The organism is Paraburkholderia sp. SECH4 (assembly GCF_030511745.1).
GTDB classification, from domain to species: domain Bacteria; phylum Pseudomonadota; class Gammaproteobacteria; order Burkholderiales; family Burkholderiaceae; genus Paraburkholderia; species Paraburkholderia madseniana.
In genome coordinates, this window is the sequence record NZ_JALOCP010000042.1 from 31,284 (window position 1) to 56,041 (window position 24,758).

18 protein-coding genes are annotated in these 24,758 nt (G+C 63.1%); 7 read left to right on the forward strand and 11 right to left on the reverse strand.

What is annotated here, in order from left to right; genetic code table 11:
- Positions 1 to 80: 80 nt before the first annotated feature.
- The 4 genes from M0D67_RS35340 to deoC all read right to left on the reverse strand — a co-directional run bounded on the left by M0D67_RS35340 (position 81) and on the right by deoC (position 5,725).
- Positions 81 to 1,142 (reverse strand): ABC transporter permease, encoded by a 1,062-nt coding sequence (locus M0D67_RS35340; RefSeq protein WP_266241658.1) that lies wholly within the window; start codon positions 1,140 to 1,142, stop codon positions 81 to 83.
- Positions 1,143 to 1,176: 34 nt separating this feature from the next.
- Entirely contained in the window at positions 1,177 to 2,142 is a 966-nt protein-coding gene (gene rbsK / locus M0D67_RS35345; protein WP_171927517.1) for a ribokinase, read from the reverse strand.
- Between the two features lie 162 nt (positions 2,143 to 2,304).
- Positions 2,305 to 4,698 carry an aldehyde dehydrogenase family protein gene (locus M0D67_RS35350; RefSeq protein ID WP_171927518.1) on the reverse strand — a complete coding sequence of 798 codons (2,394 nt, stop codon included), beginning with the start codon at positions 4,696 to 4,698 and terminating at the stop codon, positions 2,305 to 2,307.
- 16 nt (positions 4,699 to 4,714) lie between these two features.
- The gene (gene deoC, locus M0D67_RS35355; RefSeq protein ID WP_171927519.1) at positions 4,715 to 5,725 is read right to left on the reverse strand and encodes a deoxyribose-phosphate aldolase; all 1,011 of its coding nucleotides are present in this window, start codon (positions 5,723 to 5,725) and stop codon (positions 4,715 to 4,717) included.
- 250 nt (positions 5,726 to 5,975) lie between these two features.
- Here deoC and M0D67_RS35360 point away from each other — a divergent pair, with 250 nt between their 5' ends.
- The 4 genes from M0D67_RS35360 to dinB all read left to right on the forward strand — a co-directional run bounded on the left by M0D67_RS35360 (position 5,976) and on the right by dinB (position 11,344).
- Positions 5,976 to 7,634 carry a sugar ABC transporter ATP-binding protein gene (locus M0D67_RS35360; RefSeq protein WP_171927541.1) on the forward strand — a complete coding sequence of 553 codons (1,659 nt, stop codon included), beginning with the start codon at positions 5,976 to 5,978 and terminating at the stop codon, positions 7,632 to 7,634.
- On the forward strand, positions 7,631 to 8,632 hold the full coding sequence (locus M0D67_RS35365) for an ABC transporter permease (protein ID WP_171927520.1): 1,002 nt from the start codon (positions 7,631 to 7,633) through the stop codon (positions 8,630 to 8,632). Before M0D67_RS35360 ends, M0D67_RS35365 begins: the two co-directional genes overlap by 4 nt.
- A 131-nt stretch (positions 8,633 to 8,763) precedes the next feature.
- Positions 8,764 to 9,909: a substrate-binding domain-containing protein gene (locus M0D67_RS35370; RefSeq protein WP_154560015.1), complete on the forward strand. Its 1,146-nt coding sequence runs from the start codon at positions 8,764 to 8,766 to the stop codon at positions 9,907 to 9,909.
- A gap of 268 nt (positions 9,910 to 10,177) precedes the next feature.
- Entirely contained in the window at positions 10,178 to 11,344 is a 1,167-nt protein-coding gene (dinB, locus tag M0D67_RS35375; protein WP_171927521.1) for a DNA polymerase IV, read from the forward strand.
- Here the strand turns inward: dinB and M0D67_RS35380 are convergent.
- The 6 genes from M0D67_RS35380 to M0D67_RS35405 form a co-directional block, all read right to left on the reverse strand.
- Positions 11,341 to 12,765: a heavy metal sensor histidine kinase gene (locus M0D67_RS35380; protein WP_171927522.1), complete on the reverse strand. Its 1,425-nt coding sequence runs from the start codon at positions 12,763 to 12,765 to the stop codon at positions 11,341 to 11,343. The genes dinB and M0D67_RS35380 overlap by 4 nt on opposite strands.
- On the reverse strand, positions 12,762 to 13,448 hold the full coding sequence (locus tag M0D67_RS35385; protein ID WP_007176723.1) for a heavy metal response regulator transcription factor: 687 nt from the start codon (positions 13,446 to 13,448) through the stop codon (positions 12,762 to 12,764). Before M0D67_RS35385 ends, M0D67_RS35380 begins: the two co-directional genes overlap by 4 nt.
- A 79-nt stretch (positions 13,449 to 13,527) precedes the next feature.
- Positions 13,528 to 15,048, reverse strand: coding sequence for an efflux transporter outer membrane subunit (locus M0D67_RS35390; RefSeq protein WP_171927523.1), 1,521 nt, complete (start codon positions 15,046 to 15,048; stop codon positions 13,528 to 13,530).
- Positions 15,049 to 15,098: 50 nt separating this feature from the next.
- Entirely contained in the window at positions 15,099 to 16,322 is a 1,224-nt protein-coding gene (locus tag M0D67_RS35395) for an efflux RND transporter periplasmic adaptor subunit (protein ID WP_266241677.1), read from the reverse strand.
- Positions 16,323 to 16,363: 41 nt separating this feature from the next.
- On the reverse strand, positions 16,364 to 19,588 hold the full coding sequence (locus tag M0D67_RS35400) for an efflux RND transporter permease subunit (protein ID WP_266241679.1): 3,225 nt from the start codon (positions 19,586 to 19,588) through the stop codon (positions 16,364 to 16,366).
- A 426-nt stretch (positions 19,589 to 20,014) separates the two neighbouring features.
- Complete coding sequence (locus M0D67_RS35405; protein WP_054038807.1) at positions 20,015 to 20,449, reverse strand: VOC family protein; 435 nt, start codon at positions 20,447 to 20,449, stop codon at positions 20,015 to 20,017.
- Positions 20,450 to 20,604: 155 nt separating this feature from the next.
- Here M0D67_RS35405 and M0D67_RS35410 point away from each other — a divergent pair, with 155 nt between their 5' ends.
- The 3 genes from M0D67_RS35410 to M0D67_RS35420 all read left to right on the forward strand — a co-directional run bounded on the left by M0D67_RS35410 (position 20,605) and on the right by M0D67_RS35420 (position 22,749).
- A complete protein-coding gene (locus M0D67_RS35410; protein ID WP_266241682.1) occupies positions 20,605 to 21,480 on the forward strand; it encodes a LysR family transcriptional regulator in 876 nt (291 codons plus the stop codon).
- A gap of 201 nt (positions 21,481 to 21,681) precedes the next feature.
- Positions 21,682 to 22,320 (forward strand): LysE family translocator, encoded by a 639-nt coding sequence (locus M0D67_RS35415; protein ID WP_266241684.1) that lies wholly within the window; start codon positions 21,682 to 21,684, stop codon positions 22,318 to 22,320.
- Positions 22,321 to 22,389: 69 nt separating this feature from the next.
- Positions 22,390 to 22,749: a hypothetical protein gene (locus M0D67_RS35420; protein WP_154560023.1), complete on the forward strand. Its 360-nt coding sequence runs from the start codon at positions 22,390 to 22,392 to the stop codon at positions 22,747 to 22,749.
- A 49-nt stretch (positions 22,750 to 22,798) separates the two neighbouring features.
- On the opposite strand, the gene M0D67_RS35425 is transcribed toward M0D67_RS35420, so the two are convergent.
- Positions 22,799 to 24,511 carry a SulP family inorganic anion transporter gene (locus M0D67_RS35425; protein WP_266241685.1) on the reverse strand — a complete coding sequence of 571 codons (1,713 nt, stop codon included), beginning with the start codon at positions 24,509 to 24,511 and terminating at the stop codon, positions 22,799 to 22,801.
- Between the last annotated feature and the right edge of the window lie 247 nt (positions 24,512 to 24,758).

Sequence of the window (24,758 nt, forward strand, 5' to 3'; positions counted from 1 at the left end):
TTCACCATCACGGACAGTCAGGGCTCGTTGTCCGCCGCGTACTGAAACCTGGGTTGTGCCTTTTAAGTCTGTTCGGCACGCTAACGTTTTGGCGCCGTGCCGGAGCTTGCTGCACTAGCACTCCCACCGCCACCACCGCCGCCAAAACCGAAGATCGCCCTCACCCGCTCGCCGCCTGCAAACGCGAGCGACAGCAACAACAGAAATCCCCACGCGCAATCGCCGAAGAACTGCGACACGCCCAGCAGATTGAACAGACTCGAGAGGAACTGCAGCACCGTTGCGGCAAAGAACACGCAGATGATGCGGCCGTGACCGCCGGCGGGATTCACGCCGCCCATCACCGCGATCAGAATGGCGATCAGCAGATAGGAGTTGCCGTAGTCCCATTTCGCGCTGGACGTATGGGTCGCGCTGATCAGACCCGCGAGCGACGCAAGCACGCCGCACATCGCATAGGTCGTGATCAGCATCCGCGCGCGCGGAATGCCCGCATAGAACGCCGCTTTGGGGTTGGTGCCCATCAGATAGAGACGCAGGCCGAACGGGCTGCGTCTGAGCAACCAGCCGAGCACGATCACGGCCGCGATAAAGATGCAGAATGCGATCGGTACCTGAAACACGGTACCGTTGCCGATATTCGACAAGGGGTCGACATAGTCGACATGCACCGAGGCGCCGTTGCTGAGCACCACGGCAAAGCCCGTGAACAGCAACTGCGTGCCGAGCGTGCAGAGAATCGGCGTGAGCCTGAGGCGCGCGATCACCACGCCGTTCAGGAGTCCGCCGAGCAGTCCCATCGCCACCACAATCACGCAAAAGAGCGACGTGTAGAGCACGGGAGAATCGTCGCCGTTGACGAAGCGCGGCACGACGAGCGCGGCAACCATCCCGGACAGGTTCGCGAGCCCGACGCCTGACAGATCGATCCCGCCGTTGCCCGACACCATCGACAACATGATGCCGAGCGCAAGCAGGCCGAGTTCGGGCAACTGGCCGCCCATCGATTGCAAGTTGTCGATGTCGACGAATTGCCCGTGCGAAAGCCACGTCGCGACCAGCACAACGAGTACGTTGACGATCAGCAGAAAATTCAGTTGCCGGTCGCCGAACATTTTTCCAGCGGTGAACGAGGACTTCATGGTGAGCACGATCTCCTTCAGTCTTCGCGAACGGTCAGGACAGCGACGAGGAAGCCTCGGCCGGCTGGCTCAACACGCGGTTCACTTCGCCGAGCGTCGGCATGGAAGGCGCCGTGCCCGGACGCGTGACGGAAATGCCCGCGAGCGCGCAGCCGAAGCGCAGCGCCGAGACGGCATCGTCGCCGCGTGCGAGCGCCGCCGCGAAACCGCCCGTGAAGCCGTCGCCGGCGCCGGCGGTCTCCACCACGCGGCCGCATTGATAGGCCGGCACGAGTATCGATTGAGTTGCCGAGTGCAGCAGCGCACCGCCTTCCCCCAGTGTGACGATCACCGCGCCGACGCCTTTGGCAAGCAGTACGTCGGCGGCACGGCGCGCGTCGTCGGCATTCGCGATCGGCACGCCGGTGAGCGCGGTGGCCTCGGTTTCGTTCGGGGTGATGTAGTCGCACAACGGAAAGATGTCGTCGTCGAGCGGCAAGGCGGGCGCCGGATTGAACACGGTAATGACGCCGTGCCGGCGCGCCACTTCGAGCCCACGGCGCGCAGCCGCGAGCGGCTGTTCGAGCTGCGTGACGAATACGCGCGCGGCGGCGATGTCGGCTTCGATCGCGTCGACGTCGGCTGCCTCCATCGTGCCGGCCGCGCCGGAGGCGACGATGATCGCGTTCATGCCGGTGTTGTCGTCGACGAAGATATGCGCGGCGCCCGTGGACACGCCCTCGACCACCGAGGCGCGTGCCGTGATGCCTTCAGTGGCCCACGTGGCACGCGCAATCTCACCAAACGCGTCGTTGCCGATGCGAGTGCAGAACACCACCTCGGCGCCCGCGCGCGCCGCCGCCACCGCCTGATTCGAGCCTTTGCCGCCCGGCCCCATCGCGAACGCCGTGCCGGCAATCGTCTCGCCGATCAGCGGCATACGCCCGGCGCGAAACGTCAGGTCGGTGACGTAGATGCCGAGAATGACGACACGCCCGTTTCGTTGCAAAGACGTGTTCATTCGCGTTCCCCTTGAGGCGCGTTGATCGTGAAGCGTGCGTGCGGGGCATGCGTTGCGAGCAGCACCGCGGTGTTCAATTGCAGATCCAGATGCTTCAGCACGTTGTCTCCTCCATTTTCTGGTTGGCGTGCATGGTGTTCAGGCGTAAGCGCCGACTTTCAATCAGTCTCCGTACGGTATCCAGATGTTCTTCACCTGCACGGCCTGACGCAGAAACGGCCGGCCTTCGCTCGAACGGTCGAACCAGTCGAACTGGCGACCGTGATCGACGAACGTACGCTTCAGATTACCGACCGACTCGCGCTCGACCAGCGTCGAATCCGCCGCGTTGCCGAAACACCAGACGGCATCGACGTCGTCATGTTTGGCGAGCGCCGGCAGCAACGCGCCACGTTCACCCGTGACGATGTTCAGCACACCCGCCGGCACATCCGACGTTTCGGCTACCTGATAAAAATCGGTCACCGTGAGCGGACACGCCGCGCTCGGCAACACCACCACACGATTGCCCATGGCCAGCGCGGGTGCCGCCAGCGAGACGAAACCGAGCAACGGCGCTTCGTCAGGGCAGGCAATGCCGATCACGCCAAGCGGCTCATGCATCGCCAGCGCTACACCGCGCAACGGCGGCGTATGCACGGCGCCGTCGAACTTGTCGGCCCACGCCGCGTAAGTGAAGAGACGCGCTACCGCCGCCTCGACTTCCGCATGCGCCGCCGCTTCCGTCGCGCCGTTTCTGATCACGAGTTGCCGCGCGAACTCGTCAGCACGAATGGCGAGGTTCTCCGCGAGATAGAACAGGACCTGAGCACGATTATGCGTACTCGCCTGCGACCACTTCTGCGCCGCGCGCGCTGCTTCGACCGCGTTGCGAATGTCCTTGCGGTTGCCCTCGCCCACTTCACCGACCAGCGTCCCATCCGGTGCGTGAACCGGCAGCGAATAGCCGCTGTCCGGTCGCACCTGCTTGCCGCCGATAAAGAGCTTCGCGGTGCGATCGATCAGCGTGATGTTCGACAACGGATCGCGCTCGCCTGTGCCTCCACTCTGTTCAACACGCACAGGCTGGCGGACAGCAAGATTGAGCCACGCACGCGGTTTCAGATATTCGTAGATGCCCTCACGGCCGCCTTCGCGACCATAGCCCGACTCGCGGTATCCACCAAATCCGACCGCCGCATCGAACAGATTGGTCGCATTGATCCATACGACACCGCACGCGAGGCGCGGCGCGATATCAAGTGCGCGGCCAATGGTTTCGCTCCACACGCTCGCGGCGAGTCCGTAGCGCGAATTGTTGGCGAGCGCGATCGCCTCATCCGGCGTGCGAAAACTCATCGCGACCAGCACCGGTCCGAAGATTTCTTCCTGCGCGAGAGTGGAAGCCGGCGCCACGCCGGTGACGAGCGTGGGCGGATAGAAGCAGCCGCCGGCGGGCATCGTCGTGTCGGGCGACTGCCACACCGCACAGCCTTCGCGCCGCCCGGTTTCCACCAGCGACTCGATGCGTTCGAGCTGTACCGGATCGACGATCGCACCGATATCGATACTTTTATCGAGCGACGTGCCGACGCGCAGCGTTTCCATACGGCGCTTCAGCTTCGCGATGAAGCGCGCTTCGATCCCCTCCTGCACGAGCAGTCGCGAGCCCGCACAGCAGACCTGCCCCTGGTTGAACCAGATCGCGTCGACCACACCTTCGACGGCGCCGTCGAGATCCGCATCGTCGAACACGATAAAGGGCGACTTGCCACCAAGTTCGAGCGTCAGCGATTTGCCCGTGCCGGCCGTAGCCGCGCGAATCAGGCGCCCGACTTCCGTCGAACCCGTGAAAGCGATCTTGTCCACCCGCGGATGTTCGACGAGCGCGGCACCGGTGCGACCATCACCTGTGACGACGTTCAGCACGCCTGCCGGCAAGCCCGCTCGATGAGCGAGTTCGGCGAACAGCAACGCCGTGAGCGGCGTGTATTCGGCCGGCTTCAACACGACGCAGTTGCCCGTTGCAATCGCCGGTGCAATCTTCCACGCGAGCATCAGCAGCGGAAAATTCCACGGCACGATCTGCCCGACGACGCCAAGTGGCGCGTAATCGGCGAATTCGCTCTCCTGCAACTGCGCCCAACCCGCGTGATGCAGGAAGTGCCGCGCGACCAGAGGCACGTCGATATCGCGTGTCTCGCGGATCGGCTTGCCGTTGTCGAGCGCTTCGAGCACGGCAAAGAGACGGCTATGACGCTGGACCATGCGCGCGAGCGCATACAGATGCCGCGCCCGTCCGGCGCCGCCAAGCGCGAGCCAGCCCGGCTGCGCGGCACGTGCGGCCGCTACCGCCGCGTCGACGTCGGCCGCATCGCCCTGGGCGACCTCGGCGAGCCGCCCGCCCGTGGCGGGTGCGTGCGAAACGAAGTGTTCGCCGGCGGCGGGCGCATGCCACGCCCCGCCGATGAAATGCCCGAAGCGCGCCTCATGTTGCGCGAGCCAGGCGCGCGCGGGCTGATCGTCCTCGGGTGCGGGACCGTACTCCATCGATGAAAAATACTCGGCTACGCTCATGGGATCGGTCTTCTGTTCAGGCTACGGGGTGACGGTTGAAAGCGGAGTAACGACCGCTCACGTGATGTTCGAGCTGGCGTTCGATATCGGCCAGCAGGCTCGATGCGCCGATACGGAACAGCTCCGGTTCGAGCCACGGGCGACCGAGTTCTTCCTTCATGAGGATCTGATAGGACAGCACCGACTTCGCGCTCGACACGCCACCCGCCGGTTTGAAGCCGATCGGCACGCCGGTGCGCTCCTGGTATTCGCGGATCATGCGCACCATTACCAGCGAGACATCCAGCGTGGCGTTGACGCCTTCCTTGCCGGTCGACGTCTTGATGAAGTCGGCGCCGGCCATCATGCAGACCATCGAGGCGCGCGCCACGTTGGAGAGTGTGCGGATATCGCCGGTCGCCAGAATCGTCTTCAGGTGTGCGGGGCCGCAGGCTGCGCGGAAGTCGCGCACTTCGTCGTACAGCGCCTGCCAGTTGCCGGTCAGCACATATTCACGCGTGACAACGATGTCGATTTCCTGCGCCCCATCCGCGACCGAAGCCTCGATCTCTTTCAGCTTCAATGGATGCGGAATCAGCCCGGCGGGAAATCCTGTCGACACCGCCGCGACCGGAATGCCGCTGCCCTGCAGCGCGTCCACCGCCGTCGCGACGAAACGGTGATAGACGCAGACCGCGCCCGTCGTGATGCCTTGCGGCGCGATGCCGAGCGCTTCGAGCAGATCGGCCCGCACGGGTTGACGCGCCTTCGCACACAAGCGGCGCACGCGGCCCTCGGTGTCGTCGCCGTTGAGCGTGGTGAGGTCGATGCAGGTGACGGCTTTCAGCAGCCAAGCGGCCTGCGCATCTTTCTTGACGGTACGGCGCGTGGCAAGCGTTGCCGTACGCCGTTCGACCGCCGACTGGTTGACGCGCAAGCCGTCCAGCCAGGACGCGTCGAACGGCATGCCCGGGTTGCGCGCCGGGTGAATGAGCGGACCGCCGCGCAGCGCGACGACCGAAGAAGAAAGCACAGGGGCTTCAGGCATAAGACATCCGAAAATTTGATGCGGCGCACAACGGCCGCCGACAATTTGTTCCCACTTATGCTACAACGATTGATAGAATCATAACAAGCTTTCCGATTCAATCATCACATAAGCAGACATCCAAGCCCTGTCAGCGCCGCCAATGTTATTGACGCACCATATTCATGATGCGAAGATCACAACTCGGCTTTGGCCGATAGCACCATACAAAGAAAAGGATGTCGTCGTCTTGACGAAGGAGACATGCCAGATGAGTGAGCCGGTTGCGGTCGCGGCCGCGTCATCGCCTCAGGTTCCATTGATCCGTGTTGCGGGCGTCACCAAGCGATTTGGCGGCGTGCGGGCGCTGCGCGGCGTCAGCCTTGACGTGTTGCCCGGCGAAGTGCACGCCTTGCTCGGCGAAAACGGCGCGGGCAAATCCACGCTAATCAAGATTCTCAGCGGCGTTCACACCTACGACGACGGCGTCATCGAGATCGATGGCCAGAAAGTGGCGTTCGAGTCGCCGGCGCGATCGCGTGAGGCGGGTGTTGCCGTGGTCTACCAGGATCTGAGCCTCGTCGAATCGCTGTCGGTCGGCGCCAATCTGATGCTGGGGCGCGAGCCTCGCACACGTCTCGGCTTTGTGAAAAACCGCCAGCTCATGGCAACGGTCAGCGAATTTCTCCGCTCGCACGGCATCCCGCTCGACCCGCGCACCGCCGTTGGCGCATTGCCGTTCGCGTACCGGCAAATGACTGAGATCTGCAAAGCGCTGATGGGCGACGTGCGGGTTCTGATCCTCGACGAACCCACGTCGGCCCTGACGGGCGGCGAAGAGCAGATTCTGTTCGACGCGATTCGCGCGGTCACGAACCGCGGCGTGGGCGTGATCTACGTGACGCATCGGTTAAATGAGGTGTTTCGGATTTCGCAGCGCGTCACCGTGTTCCGCGATGGCGCCAATGCCGGCACATTCTCGACGGCGGAAACCGATATGAAAGAGCTGGTCGCGGCGATCGTCGGTCCCGGTCATGCCGCGTTGCAGGCGCGGGAGAGGACGGCTGTCGGCGCTACCGGCGATGAATCCGCTGTTGGACCGCAAACATCGGCCACGCCCAATGCCCCCACTGTCCCCGTTCTCAAGTTGTCGAACGTGAGCAATGACAGGCTTCACGACGTCGACCTCACGGTTCGTCCTGGCGAGATCCACGGGCTCGCGGGATTGATCGGCAGCGGGCGCACGGAAATTCTGCAAACCATCTTTGGCATTCGCAGAATCGAGGCGGGCGCCATCGAGATCGGCGGTCAGTCGCGCTCGCGTATCACGCCTGCAGAAGCCATCCAGCTCGGCGTAGCGCTGGTGCCGGAGGATCGTCATCTCGAAGGGCTCGTCCTCGATCATTCGATCGAACGCAACCTGACCTTGCCGCGGCTGCCGCAGTTTTCTCGCTGGGGGTGGCTGCGCAGCCAGGCGGCCGTCAACCAGGCGAAGCGCTCGATGAAAGAGCTGGCCGTCAAGGCCCCCGGCTCCTCGACCGCGGTCAAGTTTTTATCCGGCGGCAACCAGCAGAAAGTGGTCTTTGCCAAGTGGAACCATCCGCGCCCCACGCTTCTTTTACTCGACGAACCGACCGTCGGCGTCGACGTCGGCGCCCGCGAGGAGATCTACGGCGTGGTCCATGACGCCGCGCGAGCGGGCACCGCCGTGCTCGTCGTGTCCTCGGACCTCGATGAACTGCTGCGCCTGTGCGGCCGGATTTCGATCGTCGCGGACGGCGCTATCGTCAAGACCGTCGAGCGCGCCGAACTCGCCAACGCCGAAGCGCTTCATCACCTGATCCAACTGTCCCGTTCTTCCATCGAGTCCCCCGAGGGGACTTCCTTCGAGTCCCCCGAGGGGACTTCCTTCGGGGCGCACACAAAATGAACGACTCTGTCTCGCCGCTGGCGGCTAAACGGCAGGCATCGCCACCGCAGAAGAGCCGTATGCGGCGCCTCGCGCAACTCCTCCTGCAAGGCGACCGGCCCTATGCGCTCTACGGCGCGTTCGCGATCCTGCTGGTGGTGTTCAGCTTCGCCTCGCCGTGGTTTCTCTCCATCGACAACTTCCTGAATATCGGCCGGCAGACCGCGCTGGTGTCGATCGTCGCGATCGGCATGACCTTCGTGATCATTGCGCGGCAGATCGATCTGTCCGTGGGGTCGACATTGGCACTGTCGGGCATGTCCGCGGCGCTCGCCATGGCGCATGTCGGCGATAGCTGGATCATCGGCGCGATTGCCGGCATCGGCACCGGCGCAATCGTCGGCGCGATCAATGGCGTCGTGACCACGCGGCTGAACATTCCCTCGTTCCTCGTGACGCTCGGCACCTTGAGCGCGGCACGCGGACTCGCCCTGATGGTGACGACAACGCGGCCCGAGATCATCACTAACGACTCATTCATCTCGATCTTCGGCGAGGGCGACATTGCCGGTGTGCCGGTGCCGATCATCTGGACGGTGCTGACCGTGATCGCCGGCATCCTGCTGCTGCATTACAGCGTGTTCGGCCGGCAGATTTATGCGGCCGGCGGCAATCCGACTGCGGCGCTCTACTCCGGCATCAACACGCGACGCGTGACCACCCTCGCCTTCATTCTCACCGGCGCGCTGGCCGGGCTCGCCGCGCTCGTGCTCGCCGCGCGCTCGCATGCGGCGCGGCCCGATGTCGTGCAAGGGCTGGAGCTCGATGTGATCGCTTCCGTGACGCTCGGCGGTTGCAGCCTGTTCGGTGGGCGCGGCTTCGTACTTGGCACGCTGCTCGGCAGTCTCATCATCGGCACGCTCAATAACGGGCTGGTGCTGCTCGGCGTCAGTTCATCGCTGCAGTTGGTGATCAAGGGCGCCATCATCGTCGCGGCTGTGGCCTTCACCAGGAAGTGATTCAGGAAGTGACCCAGGAAGTAACCAGGGAAATAAGGAAAGCACGTCGATCACGCGAGATGTCACGTGCCCGCGTTGTTCGTGAATGGCAGGAGACGTAACACAAACATGAAGACCAACGGAGAAGAATCATGAAACATCGTCGTGGCTCAGGAAGTGTTCTACCCACTCTCATGGCGGCGGCGGCCGTCGTGGCGCTGGCGTCGTCGGGCGCCTACGCGCAATGCGTGACCAGCCTGCCGGCCGGTTCGATCGGACCGAAGACGATTGTCGGACAAGGGCCGAACGGCGAAAAAGCGGCCTCGGTGGATGCCGTGAAGCTGAGCGACGCCGACATCGCCAAAATCAAGGCAGGCAAGTTCAAGGTCGGCATTTCGATGCAGACCATGAATCTCGACTGGTCGCAACTGCAGGTGCAAGGCATCACAGACACCCTCAAAAAATACGGCGTGGAAGTGATCGGCACGGCTTCGGCGGAATACCAGGTCGACAAGCAGATCGCGGATATCGAGAACACTATCCAGCGTCACCCGGACGGCATCATCTCCATTCCGGTCGACGGGACGGCCACGGCCGCCACCTACAAGAAAGTGTCCGAGGCCGGGATCAAACTCGTGTTCATGGACAACGTCCCGACCGGGCTGAAGCATCCTGAACAATACGCGTCGATGATTTCCGCCGACAGCGAAGGCAACGGCCAGATCGCGGCGAAAGTGCTCGCTTCGTGCGTCCCGCAGGGTGCCACGATCGGGCTGGTGAATTTCGGCGTGGATTACTTCAGCACGACGGAACGCACCAAGGCCGTCAACGACTGGATCAAGAAGAATCGTCCGGACATCAAGGTCAAACAGGTCGCGTTTACGGACCCGTCGAAAGTGGGCCAGATCGCTGGCGATTTCCTCACCGGGAATCCGGACGTCAAGGGGCTGTTCGCCGTCTGGGATCAACCGGCGCTCGACACGCTGACTTCAATGCGCGCGCAAGGCGTGACCATTCCCGTCACGACGGTCGACCTGGGCCTTCAGTCCGCTATCGAGATCGCCAAGGGCGGACCGCTCAAGGCAACCGGCTCGCAACGCCCGTATGATCAAGGCGTGGCCGAAGCTACGGCGATGATGAAGGCGCTGATCGGCCAGACGCCGCCGGCGTGGATCGGCGTACAGTCTCTGCCGGTGGTTCAGTCGAACGTGCTCGAGTCGTATAAGACGGTGTTCAAGAAAGACCCGCCGCCCCAGCTTGCGGACGCATGCAAGAAAGCCAAGCCGGCTTGCGGGTGATGCTTGCGGGTAACACCAGGCATGGGTGATCCGGGCGCCATTCCAGCGCCCGGATGAGCTTGGCCGCGTGTGAGGGGTTATGAGGCCCTCAGGCGCGACACCAGGCCCGGCGGAGCAAGGTACTATTACGGTTTGAAGTCCGCCGTGCCGCGCGCCGATTGTGCGAATGCGGACACCCGGCGCAGCAAGCCGCCATACGACAGGGCAGCACGGGAAGCGCATCGACTGTTATGCTCGCTGCCCGCACCGTCACCCGTTTCCGCCATCCATGAGTACTGCAAGCCGCCACATCGCGCACCTGGACATGGACGCGTTCTACGCGTCCGTTGAACTCTTGCGCTATCCGCAACTGCGCGGCAAGGCGGTGGTGATCGGCGGCGGCCGCAATGCTGTGCCGCAAACGCTTGAAGACGGCAGCCTTCGCTTTGCGAAGCTGCGCGATTATGCCGGCCGCGGCGTGGTGACCACCTCCACCTATGAAGCCCGCGCGCTCGGTGTGTTCTCCGCGATGGGCATGATGAAAGCCGCCGTGCTCGCGCCGGACGCGATTCTGCTGCCCACCGATTTCGAGTCGTATCGCCACTACTCGCGCCTGTTCAAAGCAGCGGTCGCCGCATTCACGGACCGGATCGAAGACCGCGGCATCGACGAAATCTATATCGACCTCACCGAATTGCCGGGCGAGCCGCGTGAGATCGCCGCGCGCATCAAGCAGGCCGTCAATCAGGCGACCGGCCTCACCTGCTCCATTTGCGTGGCGCCGAACAAGCTGCTGGCGAAGATCGGCTCCGAACTCGACAAACCCGACGGCCTCACGATCCTCACACCTGCGGATGTGCCTTTGCGCGTCTGGCCGTTGCCGGTACGCAAGGTCAATGGAATCGGGCCGAAGGCCGCGGAAAAACTCACCGCGCTCGGCCTCGCCACGGTCGGCGATCTGGCGGCAGCGGACGCGGGCTTGTTGCAGGATCACTTCGGGCGCAGCTATTCGGCGTGGCTCATGCAGGTCGCACAAGGCTACGACGAACGGCCGGTCGTGGTCGAATCGGAACCCAAGTCGATGAGCCGTGAGACGACCTTCGAACGTGATCTGCATCCACGTCATGATCGGCCGGCCCTATCCAGTTCGTTTACCAGCTTGTGCGTGCGGGTCGCGGAAGACCTGGTGAGGAAGGGCTATGTGGGCCGCACCGTGGGCATCAAGCTGCGCTACGACGACTTCCGCACGGTCACACGCGACCTGACGCTCGACGAACCAACCGCCGATGCCACCGAGATCCGGCGCGCCGCAACCGAATGTCTGAGACGGGTGGAATTGAACCGCAAGCTGCGGCTCTTGGGCGTGCGTGTGAGCGCATTGACGCCGGCCAACGCGCAACCGGCGAAGCGGCGCGTACCGGTTCAAGCCGACTTGCCTTTTACCAGTGACGATTAACCCGCGGCTTCGGCCGGGACACCGGCCTTCGTGCGCGCCGCCGGCAGGCTGGCTTCCACACTCGACGCCGCAATCGAAAACGCAAACGTGTTGACGCCGTTCGCGCTTTCCACCGACACCGTGCCGCGATGCATCTCGGCAATCGCCTTCACGATCGCAAGACCCAGGCCGTGGTTTTCGCGGCTATTGGTGCGAGACACTTCCGCGCGAAAGAACCGGTCGAACAGGTGTTCGAGCACGGCCGGCTCGATCGGCTCGCCCGGGTTGGCCACCGCTACGCGCAACTGATCCGCTGCTTCCGAGATCGTCACGGTAATCGCCGCGCCGGGCGCGCAGTGCTGGATCGCGTTCATCAGCAGATTCGTGCAGGCGCGGCCGAACAGCGAGCGGTTCACACGCGCCACCGCATCGCCGCGCAACTGCGCATGCACGCGCGCTTCTTCCAGCGGAATCTCCAGGAATTCCAGCGTATGCGCAACTTCCGCGGCCAGCGACACCTCAACGAGACCCGTCGCGCGTTCGCCCTGGTCGGCGCGAGCGAGAAACAGCATGTCGTTGATAATCGCGCGCATGCGTTCGAACTCTTCGAGATTCGATTGCAGCGTATGGCGCAAATCGTCGACCGAACGGTTACGTGTCAACGCCACTTCGGTCTGGCCGATCAGAATCGTCACCGGTGTACGCAGTTCATGGGCGACGTCCGCGTTGAACGATTCGAGGCGGCCGTATGCGCCGTCCAGACGTTCGAGCGCGCCGTTGAACGAGTTGGCCAGATCGCTCAATTCGAGCGGCAGCGAGGCCGTATTCAGACGCTGTGAGCGGTTATTCGGGCTCACAGCGGATGCGTCTCGCGTCAGACGCGTCAACGGAGCGAGCCCGAGTCGCGTCACCGAGTAACTCAGCAACAGCACAGCGAGACTACCCAACGCGGACAGCGCGGCGAGCGCCGCCCCGAACACGCGCATGGTGCGGGTATTCGGCGAACAACTGGCGGCGACCTGCAATTGCACAGGTGGGCGAGCCCCGTAAGCCGGTATCGTCACCGTGATGGTCAGCATGTCCGCGCCGCCGCCGATCGGCGAAACCCTCGTGTAGCCACCCGGCCAGTTCGACACCACGGGCCCCTCGATGGGCTTGCCATAGTGGAAATACGGATCGGTGCTCGACACCGCATACACGGTGCTGCCGTCGTGCGGCATCATGTCCGTGAGCTTTTCGCGCGCCATGCGCCACTTCTCCGGCGTCACCGCGTGATAGACGATGATGCGCGCGATCTCGGTGCGATCGTCGAGCGATTCGCGCAAATGGTGTTCGAGTTGCGTGCGCAGCACCAGAAACAGCCCGGTGCCGACCAGCGTGAACACCAGTAGCGCCACGAGTGCGAACATCAACGCAAGGCGGCGCGCGATTGAACGGTTCATGATTGCTCTGCCTCTTCACGCACTTCGAGCACGTAGCCCATGCCGCGCACGGTGTGCAGCAGCTTCGAGGGAAACGGGCCGTCGAGCTTGGCGCGCAATCGTTTGATCGCGGTTTCGACCACGTTCGTATGGCTGTCGAAGTTGACGTCCCACACGAGTTCAGTAATGGCGGTCTTCGAGAGGATGTCGCCTTGCCGGCGCGCCAGCACGCTCAGCAACTGGAATTCCTTGGCGGTCAGATCAAGCCGTACGCCGTCGCGGGTGGCGCGTCGGCCGATCAGATCGACGAACAGATCGCCGACGGAAATCAGCGTCGACTCCTGCGAACGCGTGCGGCGCGCCAGCGCATGCAGCCGCTCGACCAGCTCGAGAAAGGAAAAGGGCTTGGTGAGGTAGTCGTCGGCGCCTTCGCGCAAACCCCGCACACGGTCGTTCACGTGATCGCGGGCGGTCAGCATGATGACCGGCGTCGACTTGCGCATGCGCAGCGCCTTCAGCACGCTGAAGCCGTCGCGTTTAGGCAGCATGACGTCGAGGACGATCACGTCGTAATCGAATTCGGTGGCCAGATGCATGCCCTCTTCGCCATCGAGCGCGACGTCGACGACCCAGCCCTGCTCTGTCAAACCGGAGCGCAGGTAGTCCACCACCTTATGCTCGTCTTCAACGATCAGCAATTTCATGCGCGTCCCCTTGTATCTGCATTATACGAAACGCCTCGTTTTTCCTTTTTCCTGTCTGGCTGTGTCATTGTCGGGCGGCTCACTTCGCGGGAGCCATCGCCTCCTTCGTGTCCGCTGTGTTTGCTGTGTTCGCTGCGTCTGCCGTGTTCGGTGCATTGCTCGGCGGCTGTGCGCCCGCCAGGTCCGTGCCGGCATCCCAGCCGCCGCCCAGCGCCTTCACCAATGAAACCGAGAGGGTCATCTGCTGGCCGTGGATCTGCACGTCCTGACGCTCGCTGGTGAGCAACGACTGCTGCGCGGTGATGACGTCGAGGTAGGCGACCAGGCCGCCCGAATAACGGTCGTTGGCGAGCGCCAGAAGATGCTGCGCATCGGTCACTGCCTCACGCGACTGCTTCGACGCGCCATCCAGAACGGAGAGGCCCGTGATGCCGTCCTGCACCTGCTGGAATGCGTTGAGCACGGTTTGCCGATAGTTTGCCTCGGTGGCCTTGTAGCCTTCGCTCGCAAATTGCACGTTCGCCGCACGGCGGCCGCCGTCGAACAGCACCTGGCCCACTGTCGCGCCGAGCGTCCACATCAGCGTCGGCGCGCTAAACAGGCTCGCGAACTGCGCGCTTTCCCAGCCGATGCTCGGCGTCAGCGTCAGACTCGGAAAGAACGCTGCTTTGGCGACGCCGATCTGCGCGTTCGCCGCGGCCATCGCGCGCTCCGCCGAGGCGATATCCGGGCGGCGTTGCAAGACGTCGCTCGGCAAACCGAGTGGAATCGCCGGCACCTGCGTGTCGAGCACTTTGGGCTCGATCGCGAATTGCGGCGCGGGCACGCCGACCAAGGCGGCAATCGCATGTTCAAACTGCGCGCGCTGATTCAGCAGGAGTTGCGCCTGCACGCGCGTCGAATCGAGCAGCGACTTCTGCTGCAACACGTCGAGCCCGGACACCGAACCGAGATCGTGCTCGGTCGTGACGTAATCGAGCGCCTTTTGCTGCAGTTTCACCGATTGATTCAGCACGTCGATCTCGGCGTCGAGCTCACGCAGCGAGAAATAGTCGGTGGCGAGATCGGTGGTGAGGACGAGCCGTGCGTTGGCGAGGTCGTCGGCCGATTGCTGCGCGGAGGCCGCGGCGCCTTCCACTTCACGACGTATCCGGCCGAATAGATCGGTGTCGTAGTTGATCGTCGGGCCGAGTTGCAGGTTGTTCTGTACCGTCGACGTGGTCGGCGTGCCGTAATTGGTCAGCGGGCGATCATGCGAAATTCTGAAGCGCGACCCGGACGCCCCCAGATCGACTTCAGGAATCTGCTGCGCACGGGTGTTCGCCAGCGTCGCTTTGGCCTGCGCGTAATGTGCGCTCGCCGCGGCCAGTGTCTGATTCTGCGCGAGCGCCTGCGTTTCCAGCGTACCGAGCGTCTGATCGCCGAAGGCGCTCCACCAGTCCAGCGAAATCGGCGCATGCGAAGGCGCTGCGACGCGCCAGTACGAATCGGTTTGCCAGGTCGGCGGCACCTCGGCTTGCGGCCGCTGATAATCCGGGCCGACTGTGCACGCGGCCAGCAAGGCCGCGCTCGCGGTGGCCGCCAGCGCCATGAGCGACATTCGTGGCGCTCGTGTCGTTCGTACCCGATGAGCGCTCGCCTGCTTCGCGATCACGACGCCCCCTTGCCGTTTTTCTGCGGCTGCGTGATCCGCACGTGGTCGCCGTCCGCGATCGAATCACTTGGGTTGATGATGATCTTGTCGTTCGCCTCGATCCCGCTTTCGATTTCGAGCGACTGCCCCAGGTCCTGCGCGATCACGATCTTGCGTAACGCCACGTTGCCGTTCGCGTCGACCACCGCGAGCCGCGGACCTTCGGCGCGGAACAGCAGCGCATTGCCGGGCACCGTCAGTTGCGCATGGGCTGCCGCCGGCACGGCCACCTGGACATACGCGCCGGGCCGTAGCTTGTTGTCAGGATTCGGCAAGGTCACTTCGACTTGCAATGAACGGGTCGGCACGTCGATCGCGCCAGAGATGTGCGTGATCGTGCCGTGGAACTGCTGCCCCGGCAATTCGGCCTGCGTCACCACCACGTTCTGCCCGACCGACACGTTTTGCGCGTACGCCTGCGGCAGTTGCACATAGACCCGCAACGGATCCGATTGCGCCAGCGCGAACAGCGCGCGGCTCGTGCCGCTGCCCGCGTCGATCAGATCGCCGACATCGACATTGCGCTGCGTGACCACGCCCGAAAACGGCGCGACGATGCGCTTGAACGATTCGAGTTGCTGCAGGCGTTTCACGTTGGCATCGGCGGCGGCGAGGTTGGCCAGGTCCTGCGTGTAGGTGCTTGTCCGTTCGTCGAGTTCCTGCTGCGAAACCGCATCGCGTTGCCGCAGTTGCTGCCAGCGTTCCATCGAGCTTTTGGCGAGGCCGAGACTCGAACTGGTTTGCGCGCGCTGCGCCAACGACTGTGCGAGTTCCTGATCGATCTCAGGCGTGTCCAGATCGGCGAGCAGCTGCCCCTGCTTCACGCGCGTGCCGATATCGGCGTACCAGTGCAGCAGATAACCGGTGGAGCGCGCATAGATCGGCGACTCGACAAAGCCGCGCAACGTGCCCGGCAACAAGGTGTTGCCACCTCCCTCCGTTTGCGTCGGGCTCACCACGTTCACATACTGCGTGGCGTTCTGCTTCGTCGTCTCGGCGACCGAGCGGCTTTGCAGAACGTTCGCGATCACGGTGCGCAACGCGCCCACGGCGAGCAGCGCCAGCACGATCCAGATGGCGATTTTGGCGCGCTTCCATTCGCGATTGCGCGGCGGCAAGGCGTGGCCGCCTTCGGTCTCTCGCGCGGGAATCGCCAGCGATGCATGGGTTTTTTCGGTCATCTCAGTCAGCCATCTCAGTCAGCCGTCATTTACATTGAACGTTACGCGTGCTTGCCTGCGCCGCCGTGGTCCGGCTCGGGGCCGTCGTTGCCGTGGCCGCCCGTGGTATCCGTGTCGTCATCGTCGCGATGGTGCCGCGCGAGGCGGGTATGAATGCCTGCGAACACCAGTGGCACGAAAAACAGCGTGGACACGGTGGCGAACAGCAAACCACCGATCACCGCGCGGCCCAGCGGCGCGTTCTGCTCGGCGCCCTCGCCGAGCCCCAGCGCCATCGGAATCATGCCGATGATCATCGCGAACGCCGTCATCAGCACCGGCCGGATCCGGCTTGCGCCCGCTTCGAGCGCGGCGGTGAGCGGCGGCGCACCGGAGGAGAGCCGCTGGCGTGCAAACGACACCATCAAAATACTGTTGGCGGTAGCGACGCCCATCGTCATGATCGCGCCCGTCAAGGCGGGCACGCTCAAATGTGTGCCGGTCAGGAACAGCATCCATACGATGCCCGCCAGTGCCGCGGGCAACGCGCTGATAATGATCAGCGGATCGACCCACGACTGGAAATTCACCACGATCAGCAGGTACACCAGCATGATGGCCATCGCCACGCCGATCCCGAGACCGAAGAAGGAACTGCGCATGGTCTGCACCTGCCCGCGCAAGGTGATCTGGCTACCGCGTGGCAACGAGGCCCGCACGTTGTTCACCAGCTTGTCGACCTGAGTGGCCACGCTGCCCAGATCGCGCTTTTCGACGCTCACGTACAGGTCGATCACCGGCCTGATGTTGTAGTGCGTGACTTCCGCGAACTGATTCTGCGGCGAGACCCGCACGAGGTTGCCGAGCAGTTGCGTCGGACCGTTGGCCGAACCCGAGACGGGCGTGCGCAACAACTCATCGATCGACGAGATCTGATACTGCGGCGTTTGCACCGCGACGCTGTATTCGACACCGTTCTTGTTGTTGAACCAGAAACCCGGCGAAGTCTGCGAACTGCCCGACAAGGAAATCAGTACATTTTGCGCCACATTGCTCGCGCTCAGATTGAGTTGTTGCAGGCGCGTGCGATCCATCTGAAGATTGATCGCCGGCTCGTCCAGTTTCTGCTGAATGTGGGTGTCGACGGTGCCGGGAATCATCCGCACCTGTTTCAGCAGCTTGCGCGCAACGTCGAAGTTGCCCTGCTGATCCGTGCCGGAAATCTGCACGTCCACAGCGGCGGGCAAGCCGAAGTTGAGAATCTGCGTAACGATGTCGGCCGGCTGAAAGAAGAACTCGACGCCCGGAAAACGCTGCGGCAGGATCGCGCGCAGTTTGTCCATGTAGATTTGCGTCGGGTGGTGGTCTTGATTCAGGGCCACCTGAATTTCGCCGTCGAGCGTGCCGATCGTGCCCGCGTTGCTATACGAAAGATTGATACCGCTATACGGCAAACCGAGGTTGTCGAGGATCGTGCCGAGTTCGTCGGCCGGCACGACCTCACGGATCACCTTCTCGACCTCGTCCGCGAGACGCGCGGTTTCCTCGATGCGCGTACCGGTCGGCGCACGCATGTGGAGACGAATGTCGCCGGCGTCGACGCTCGGAAAGAAGTCTTCACCGAGCACGAAAACCAGACCCATCGACACCACGCAGAAACCGAGGAACAGGCTGCCGAACATGCCGCGCCGCACCAGCACACTGCTGAGTATCACGATGTAGGTGGACCGCATGCGCTCGAAGCCGTGATCGAAACGCAGGTAGATGCGCCGGAACAGACTCGGCCCGGCATCGGCCTTGGGCTTGTGCGCATGGCCCATCAGCAGCATGGCCAGCGTCGGCACCAGCGTACGCGACAGGACGTACGAGGCGAGCATCGCGAACACCACCGCTTCGGCAAGCGGCACGAACAGATAACGCGCGACGCCGGTCAGGAAGAACATCGGCACGAACACGATACAGATACACAGCGTCGAGACGAGCGCCGGGATCGCGATTTCGCCGGCGCCGTCGAGAATCGCGTCGTGCAGATTCGTGCCCATATGCAGGTGCCGTTCGATGTTCTCGATCGTCACCGTCGCATCGTCGACCAGAATCCCGACCGCGAGTGCAAGGCCACCCAGCGTCATGATGTTGATGGTTTGCCCGAGCGCGTGCAGGGCGATCAGCGAGGACAGAATCGATAGCGGAATCGAGATCGCGATGATGCAGGTGCTGCGCCAATTGCCGAGGAACAGCAGGATCATCGCGGCGGTCAATGCCGCGGCGACCAGCGCTTCACGCACCACGCCCTGCACCGCAGCCTTCACAAACACGGACTGATCGAACAAGGCCGTGATGCTCAGGTCCGGCGGCAACGCGGCGCGCGCGGCCGGCAGAATGCCTTGCAGTGTATTGACGATCGAAAGCGTCGACGCGCTGCCGTTCTTCAGCACCGACATCAGCACGCCGCGGTGTCCGTCCTGCCGCACCATATTGGTCTGCGGCGAGAAGCCGTCGCGCACGTGAGCGACTTCACGCAGGTACGTCGTCGCGCCGTTGAGCGTGCGCACCGGAATGTCGTTGAGCCCTTCCACCGTGGCGGGCGAGCCGTTCATATTGATCGTGTATTCCTTCGGCCCGATCTTGGCCGTCCCGGTCGGCAGAATCAGGTTTTGCGCGTTGAACGCGCTGACCACATCCGAAGGCGTCAGGCCCTTTGCGAGCAATGCGCGCGTGTCGAGGTCGACCGAGATCAACCGCGATTTGCCGCCGTACGGGTACGGTACGGCCGCGCCGGGAATCGTCACCAGTTGCGGGCGCAGGAAGTTCAGTGCCGTATCGTTGAGTGCCTGCTCGGAGAGCTTCGGGCTCGACAAGCCGAGCTGGATCACCGGAATGCTGGAGGCCGAGTAGCTGATCACCAGAGGCGGCGTCGCGCCTGGCGGCATCTGCTTGAGCTGCGCCTGTTCAACGGCTACGGTTTGCGCGATCGCGGTCTGGATGTTTGCGTTCGGCTGCAGGAACACCTTGAGAATCGTGATGCCCGCGAGCGACTGCGATTCAATGTGCTCGATGTCGTTGACCGTGGTGGTCAGACTGCGCTCGTTGACGGACGTGATGCGGTTGGCCATGTCTTCGGCCGACAAGCCCGTGTAATTCCAGATGATACTGACCACCGGAATGTTGATTTCCGGCAGCACGTCGACCGGCGTGGTCAACAGCACGAATGGCGTCGCCAGCAAGATCAGAATGGCCATCACGATGAACGTGTATGGCCGCTTAAGCGCAACGTTGACGATCCACATGAAACGCGCCCGAGAGAATGCAGGTAAGGGATGGGTGAATCCGTACCTATGCTAGATCGATAGCACCAACGCCTGCATGGCGCCAAAATGGCTAAATTGTCAGGAAGGCTAATGTAAGGATAGGTAGCGCTTCAAACGCCCGCAACATCATGATGCGCAAACGTTTGATGAGCGGTAGATAAGCTCTTTTAAGGGTATTGCTAAATGCATGTCTCGCCGAACTGCCGTGAGACATGCCTTCAGAATAAATTGCGCAAAGCAAATACGCTACGCTCAGGCGGCGATTCTGGGGTTCATTCCGGCGCGGCGGGTGAATTGCCGAGCTTTGGCGCCAGGCAAAAAAAGGCCGGTCAACACGATTGTTGACCGGCCTTTTCGTTTCGAAGCGCCGGCGTGTGCCGCCGGCGCCCTCACACCTACATCACTTCACTTCGCAAACAACGACGACATATCGGCAAACGCCTTGAACTCCAACGCGTTGCCCGACGGATCGAGGAAGAACATCGTCGCCTGTTCGCCGACCTCGCCCTTGAAGCGCACATGCGGCTCGATGATGAAGTCGATGCCGGCCTTTTGCAGCTTGTCCGCGGCGGCCTGCCATTGCGCCATCGAGAGCACCGCGCCAAAGTGGCGCACCGGCACCGCGTCGCCGTCGACCTTGCTGGTCTGACGGTGGCCGATTTCCTCGGGTGCGAGGTGCGCGACGATCTGATGGCCATAGAAGTTGAAGTCGACCCAATCCGGAGAGCTACGCCCTTCCGGACAGCCGAGCAGCTCGCCATAGAACTCGCGGGCCGCGGCGAGGCTATGCACGGGAAACGCCAGATGGAACGGCGGCAAAACGGTGTCGGCAACGCTCATGGTTGGAAAACTCGCAGAAAGTAAAGGGGGCTCGTGTGTCGGTCAATGAAGCGGCCCGAAAAGGCGCACGCGTGAGGCAAATTTTAACCATGACTAAAAATGGTTAAAAACGATATATATTTGATCTGACCAACACCAAAATCGATCAATCAACGATGCTCAGCGAACTCAGAACATTTATAGCCGTCAGCCAATACGGCACGTTTTCCGCTGCCGGCGCGCGCATCGGCCTGACGCAATCCGCCGTGAGCGCGCAAATGCAGCGGCTCGAACAGGAACTCGGTTTCGCGCTGTTCGACCGCACGGGCCGCTCCGCCACGCTCAACGACGCCGGCCGCGAAACGCTCGCGCTCGCCGAAGAAATGATGACGCTCTATGCACGGCTCTCGGAACGCGGCGCGGGTGCCGCCGAAAGCGGGATGCTGCGGGTCGGCGCGATCGCGTCCGCGCAGGTGTCGTTTCTCGCCGACGCGCTGGCCCGCTTTCGCGACGACCGTCCCGGCTGGCGGATTCGCGTGGTGCCCGGCGTGTCGCTGGGACTGCTCGGGCAGGTGGACTCGGGTGAGCTCGATCTCGCCGTTATCATCAAACCGCCGTTCGCGCTGCCGTCCGAACTCGAATGGCGCACGCTCGTCACCGAACCGTTCGTGCTCCTGGTGCCCAAGGCGCTCGCGCGTGGCACGCCGTCCTGGCGCGAGCTGCTCAGGAGCGAACCGTTCATCCGCTACGACCGCGGATCGTTCGGCGGCAGGCTGGTGGACCGCTTTCTGCGGCGCGCGCGGCTGAACGTGCACGACGTGATTGAGCTCGACGAGTTGCAGGGTATCGCGCAACTCGTCGCGCGCGGCATCGGCGTGGCACTGATTCCGAATACGGCGGGATTGGGCAAGTGGCCCGCCAATGTCACCGCGCTCGAACTCGGCGACGCGACGTTTCACCGTGAAATCGGGCTCGTGCAGCGTCCACGGCATAGCCGGCAGGCGGTGGCGGGGGCTCTGGCGGATTGCATCGAAACGGCGGCGGAGTCGTGAGCTGGCTGAGTTGGCTGCGGCGGCTCACTGCCCGCCGGAGTTGCCCCACAAACACCCGATTGTGCCGCCGCACAGGCCATCAACTGTATCTGTGAGATTCGCGCGCGGGCGAGCAGAATCGTTGTTCGCGCATCGATCCATGCGATTCCCCCGTGCCGCAACGAGCGGCGCAGTTTGCCCGCCGCCGAGGTTCACACGCCCATGACCGCCAGTTCCTTCCTCACCGCCGATGTCCTGATCGCTTACAGCGCCTACTTCGTCGGCACGGCGAGTCCGGGGCCGAGCAATCTCGCGATCATGTCGCTGGCGATGAGCGCCGGCAGAAAATCCGCGCTCACCTTCGCGCTCGGCGTGGTGTCCGGTTCGTTCTTCTGGGCGTTGCTGGCGTCGCTGGGTTTGTCGGCGGTACTCGCCACTTACTCCGAATGTCTGGTGGCGATCAAGATTGCCGGCGGACTCTATCTGCTGTGGCTCGGCTTCAAATCCGCGCGCTCGGCATTCAGCGCGGAAGAGCTGCCGACGAATACCGCACGCGAAGGCGAACCGCTCAAACGGCTCTATCTGCGCGGCCTGCTGCTGCATCTCACCAATCCGAAAGCGATTCTGGTGTGGCTCTCGATCGTTTCGCTGGCTATGTCGCCCGCAGGCGGCACGTCGCACACCGCGCCGGTGGTGCTCGGCTGCATGGTTATCGGCGTATCCGTGTTCAGCAGCTACGCGGTGCTGTTTTCAACCGTGTCCGCACGGCGCATTTACGTCGCGATCCGTCGCTGGCTGGACGGGTCGCTCGCGATCATGTTCAGCATTGCCGGGATCAAGCTGCTGACGTCGAAAAGCTAGCCGCGCCTTCGGGGTGCGCCCGCTCTGCGATACTGTCACCCTGATGACACGAGCGGACACACGAACACGATGAGCGGTGGCAATGACCTGAATCCGGCAGCAAAGCGCTCGTCCTTGCAAAAACGGCTTTATCTGGCGGGCGCCGTCGTGCTGCTCGCCGGTTTGATCGCCGCGGCGATCATCTATGCCATGGCGCCAGCGCCAGACAGCGCCGTCTCGATGTACAGCATCGCAGACCCGCGCTATCAGATCGAATTGCAGCGCATTGGCGGCAACGCGGCGGTGGTGATGGCGCAGCTTCATCAGTGGTTCGACAGTCTTTGGCACGGTACCGCGCTCGCCTACACGGTGGCCGTACTCGGCGCCCTGCTCGCGGGCGCGTGCTTTTTTATCGGCTACTTCTTTGCCGATGAAGAGCCGCAGGTCTGAAGCAATCCACCACGTCTGGCCAAACAGACCAAACAGACCCAAATGACGACTACGACGCGGCTTTGACCTGCGTACCGGGCTGCTCCACGCCTGCCAGGCGCAGCGCGTCATGCAAGGTGCTGAAAATGCAGTTTGCGCCGACGATCGGCGTGATGCCATGCCGGTCCATATCCGAGCGCAGATACTGATTCACGCGCGCAAAAATCACTTCGACGCCGCTACGCTTGAGCATCTCGCACAACTCGCCGACCGAACGCGCCGCCGAGTAGTCGAGGTCGGTGATCGCGCCGGAATCGATCACGAACCAGCGCACCGCGCTCGGCGCATGATCGATCAGGCTGCGGGCATCGTCGACGAAAAAGTGGTCGTTCGCGTAGAACAGATCGGCGCCGAAGCGATAGACGATCAGTCCCGGCCCGGTCTGGATTCCGGGCGCGGCCGGCACCGGCACCCAGATGCCGCCTTCGCCGGGCACGAGGACCATGGTGTGCGGCCGGTAACTATGCCGCACATGCCGCAGCAGCGATAACGCCACCGCCACCAGAATGCCGTGCTCGACACCGATCAGCACCACCGCCGCTGCGGTAAACACGGCCAGCGTGAATTCACCGGGACTTTCGTGGCGGATCGAAAACAACGTCTTCAGATTGATCAGGCCGATGGCGATCGTAAACACAATGCTGGCCAGAATGCAGTGCGGCAGGTACTGCAAATAACCACTGAAAAACAGCAGCACCACGACCACCACCACCGCGAAAACGACCTGCGCGAACTGGCTGCGTGTGCCGGCGCGATCGGCCATGGCGGTTTGCGTCGGACTGCCGTTCACCACGAAGGCGCCGGAAAATGCCGCCGCGGCGTTGGCGGCGGCGATACCCAGCAGGTCGGCATTGGTATCGACCGTCTCGTGATAGCGCTCGGCAAATACGCGGCTCGCGGCGGCGCTTTGCGCGACGATCATCACGAAGCACGAGGCGGAGACCGGCAGCAGTTCGAGTAATTGCTGCCACGTGACCGACGGCATACGGAGCGGCGGCAGTCCCCCTGCGACCGGCCCCAACACAGAAATGCCGTGGGCAGCGAAACCGTAAATATCGCTTGCGGCAATACCCGCCACCACCGCGATCAACGGCACCGGCAGGCGTGGCGAAAAACGCTTGAAAACCAGAATGGAGATCACCACCAGCGCAGAAATAGCGAGCGTCGGCAGATTGATCTGCGCCGACTCGCGCACCACGAGCGCGAGTTGATCGATGCTGCGTGCGGCATGTCCGGGGACGCCGAACATGTCGCCCAGCATGGCGATGCCGACCTGCACGCCGACACCGGCGAGGAAGCCGACCAGCACCGTGCGCGAGAGAAAGTCAGCGAGAAAACCGAGCTTGAAGATCCGCGCGATAAGCAGAAGCGCGGCAGTGAGCAAGGCGACCATCCCGGCGAGCGCCGCATATTCCGCGCTCGACGCCGGCGCCATGGTCGAGAGGCGGCTCGCAAAAATGGTTGCGGTGGCGGAGTCGGCTGCCACGACGAGGTGCCGCGAGGCGCCGAAGAACGCAAACGCGATAAGCGGCAGAAAGACAGTGTAAAGACCGGTAACGGCCGGCATGCCGGCAATGCGCGCATAGCCGAGCACTTGCGGAATATCCATCGACGCAAGCTGCACGCCGGCCAGCGCATCGCGCGCCGCCGCGGCACGGCTCAAAGGAAGCACGCCCTTCAAAACGCCAAGGCGCGTCGTGATGTTTGTCAGAAAATCTCGCATACGCGATAGTGCCCCAAACTTAGGTTATCGCGCATCGTGCCGTGACTCGGCATGCCAAGGCAAGGGTTGAGGCTTTGATCGGCGAAAGAGAATGGTTAAAACCAGCAATGCCTTGAACACCCCTGCCGAAACTGCCCCATTTTGGGTCTAACGCCTGAACTGCCCTGTCAGCGGATCCACGTGCCGCGCGAAACCGAACAGCGCGGCGATGCAGATCGGACAGGCGATGATGAACACGGCCAACATC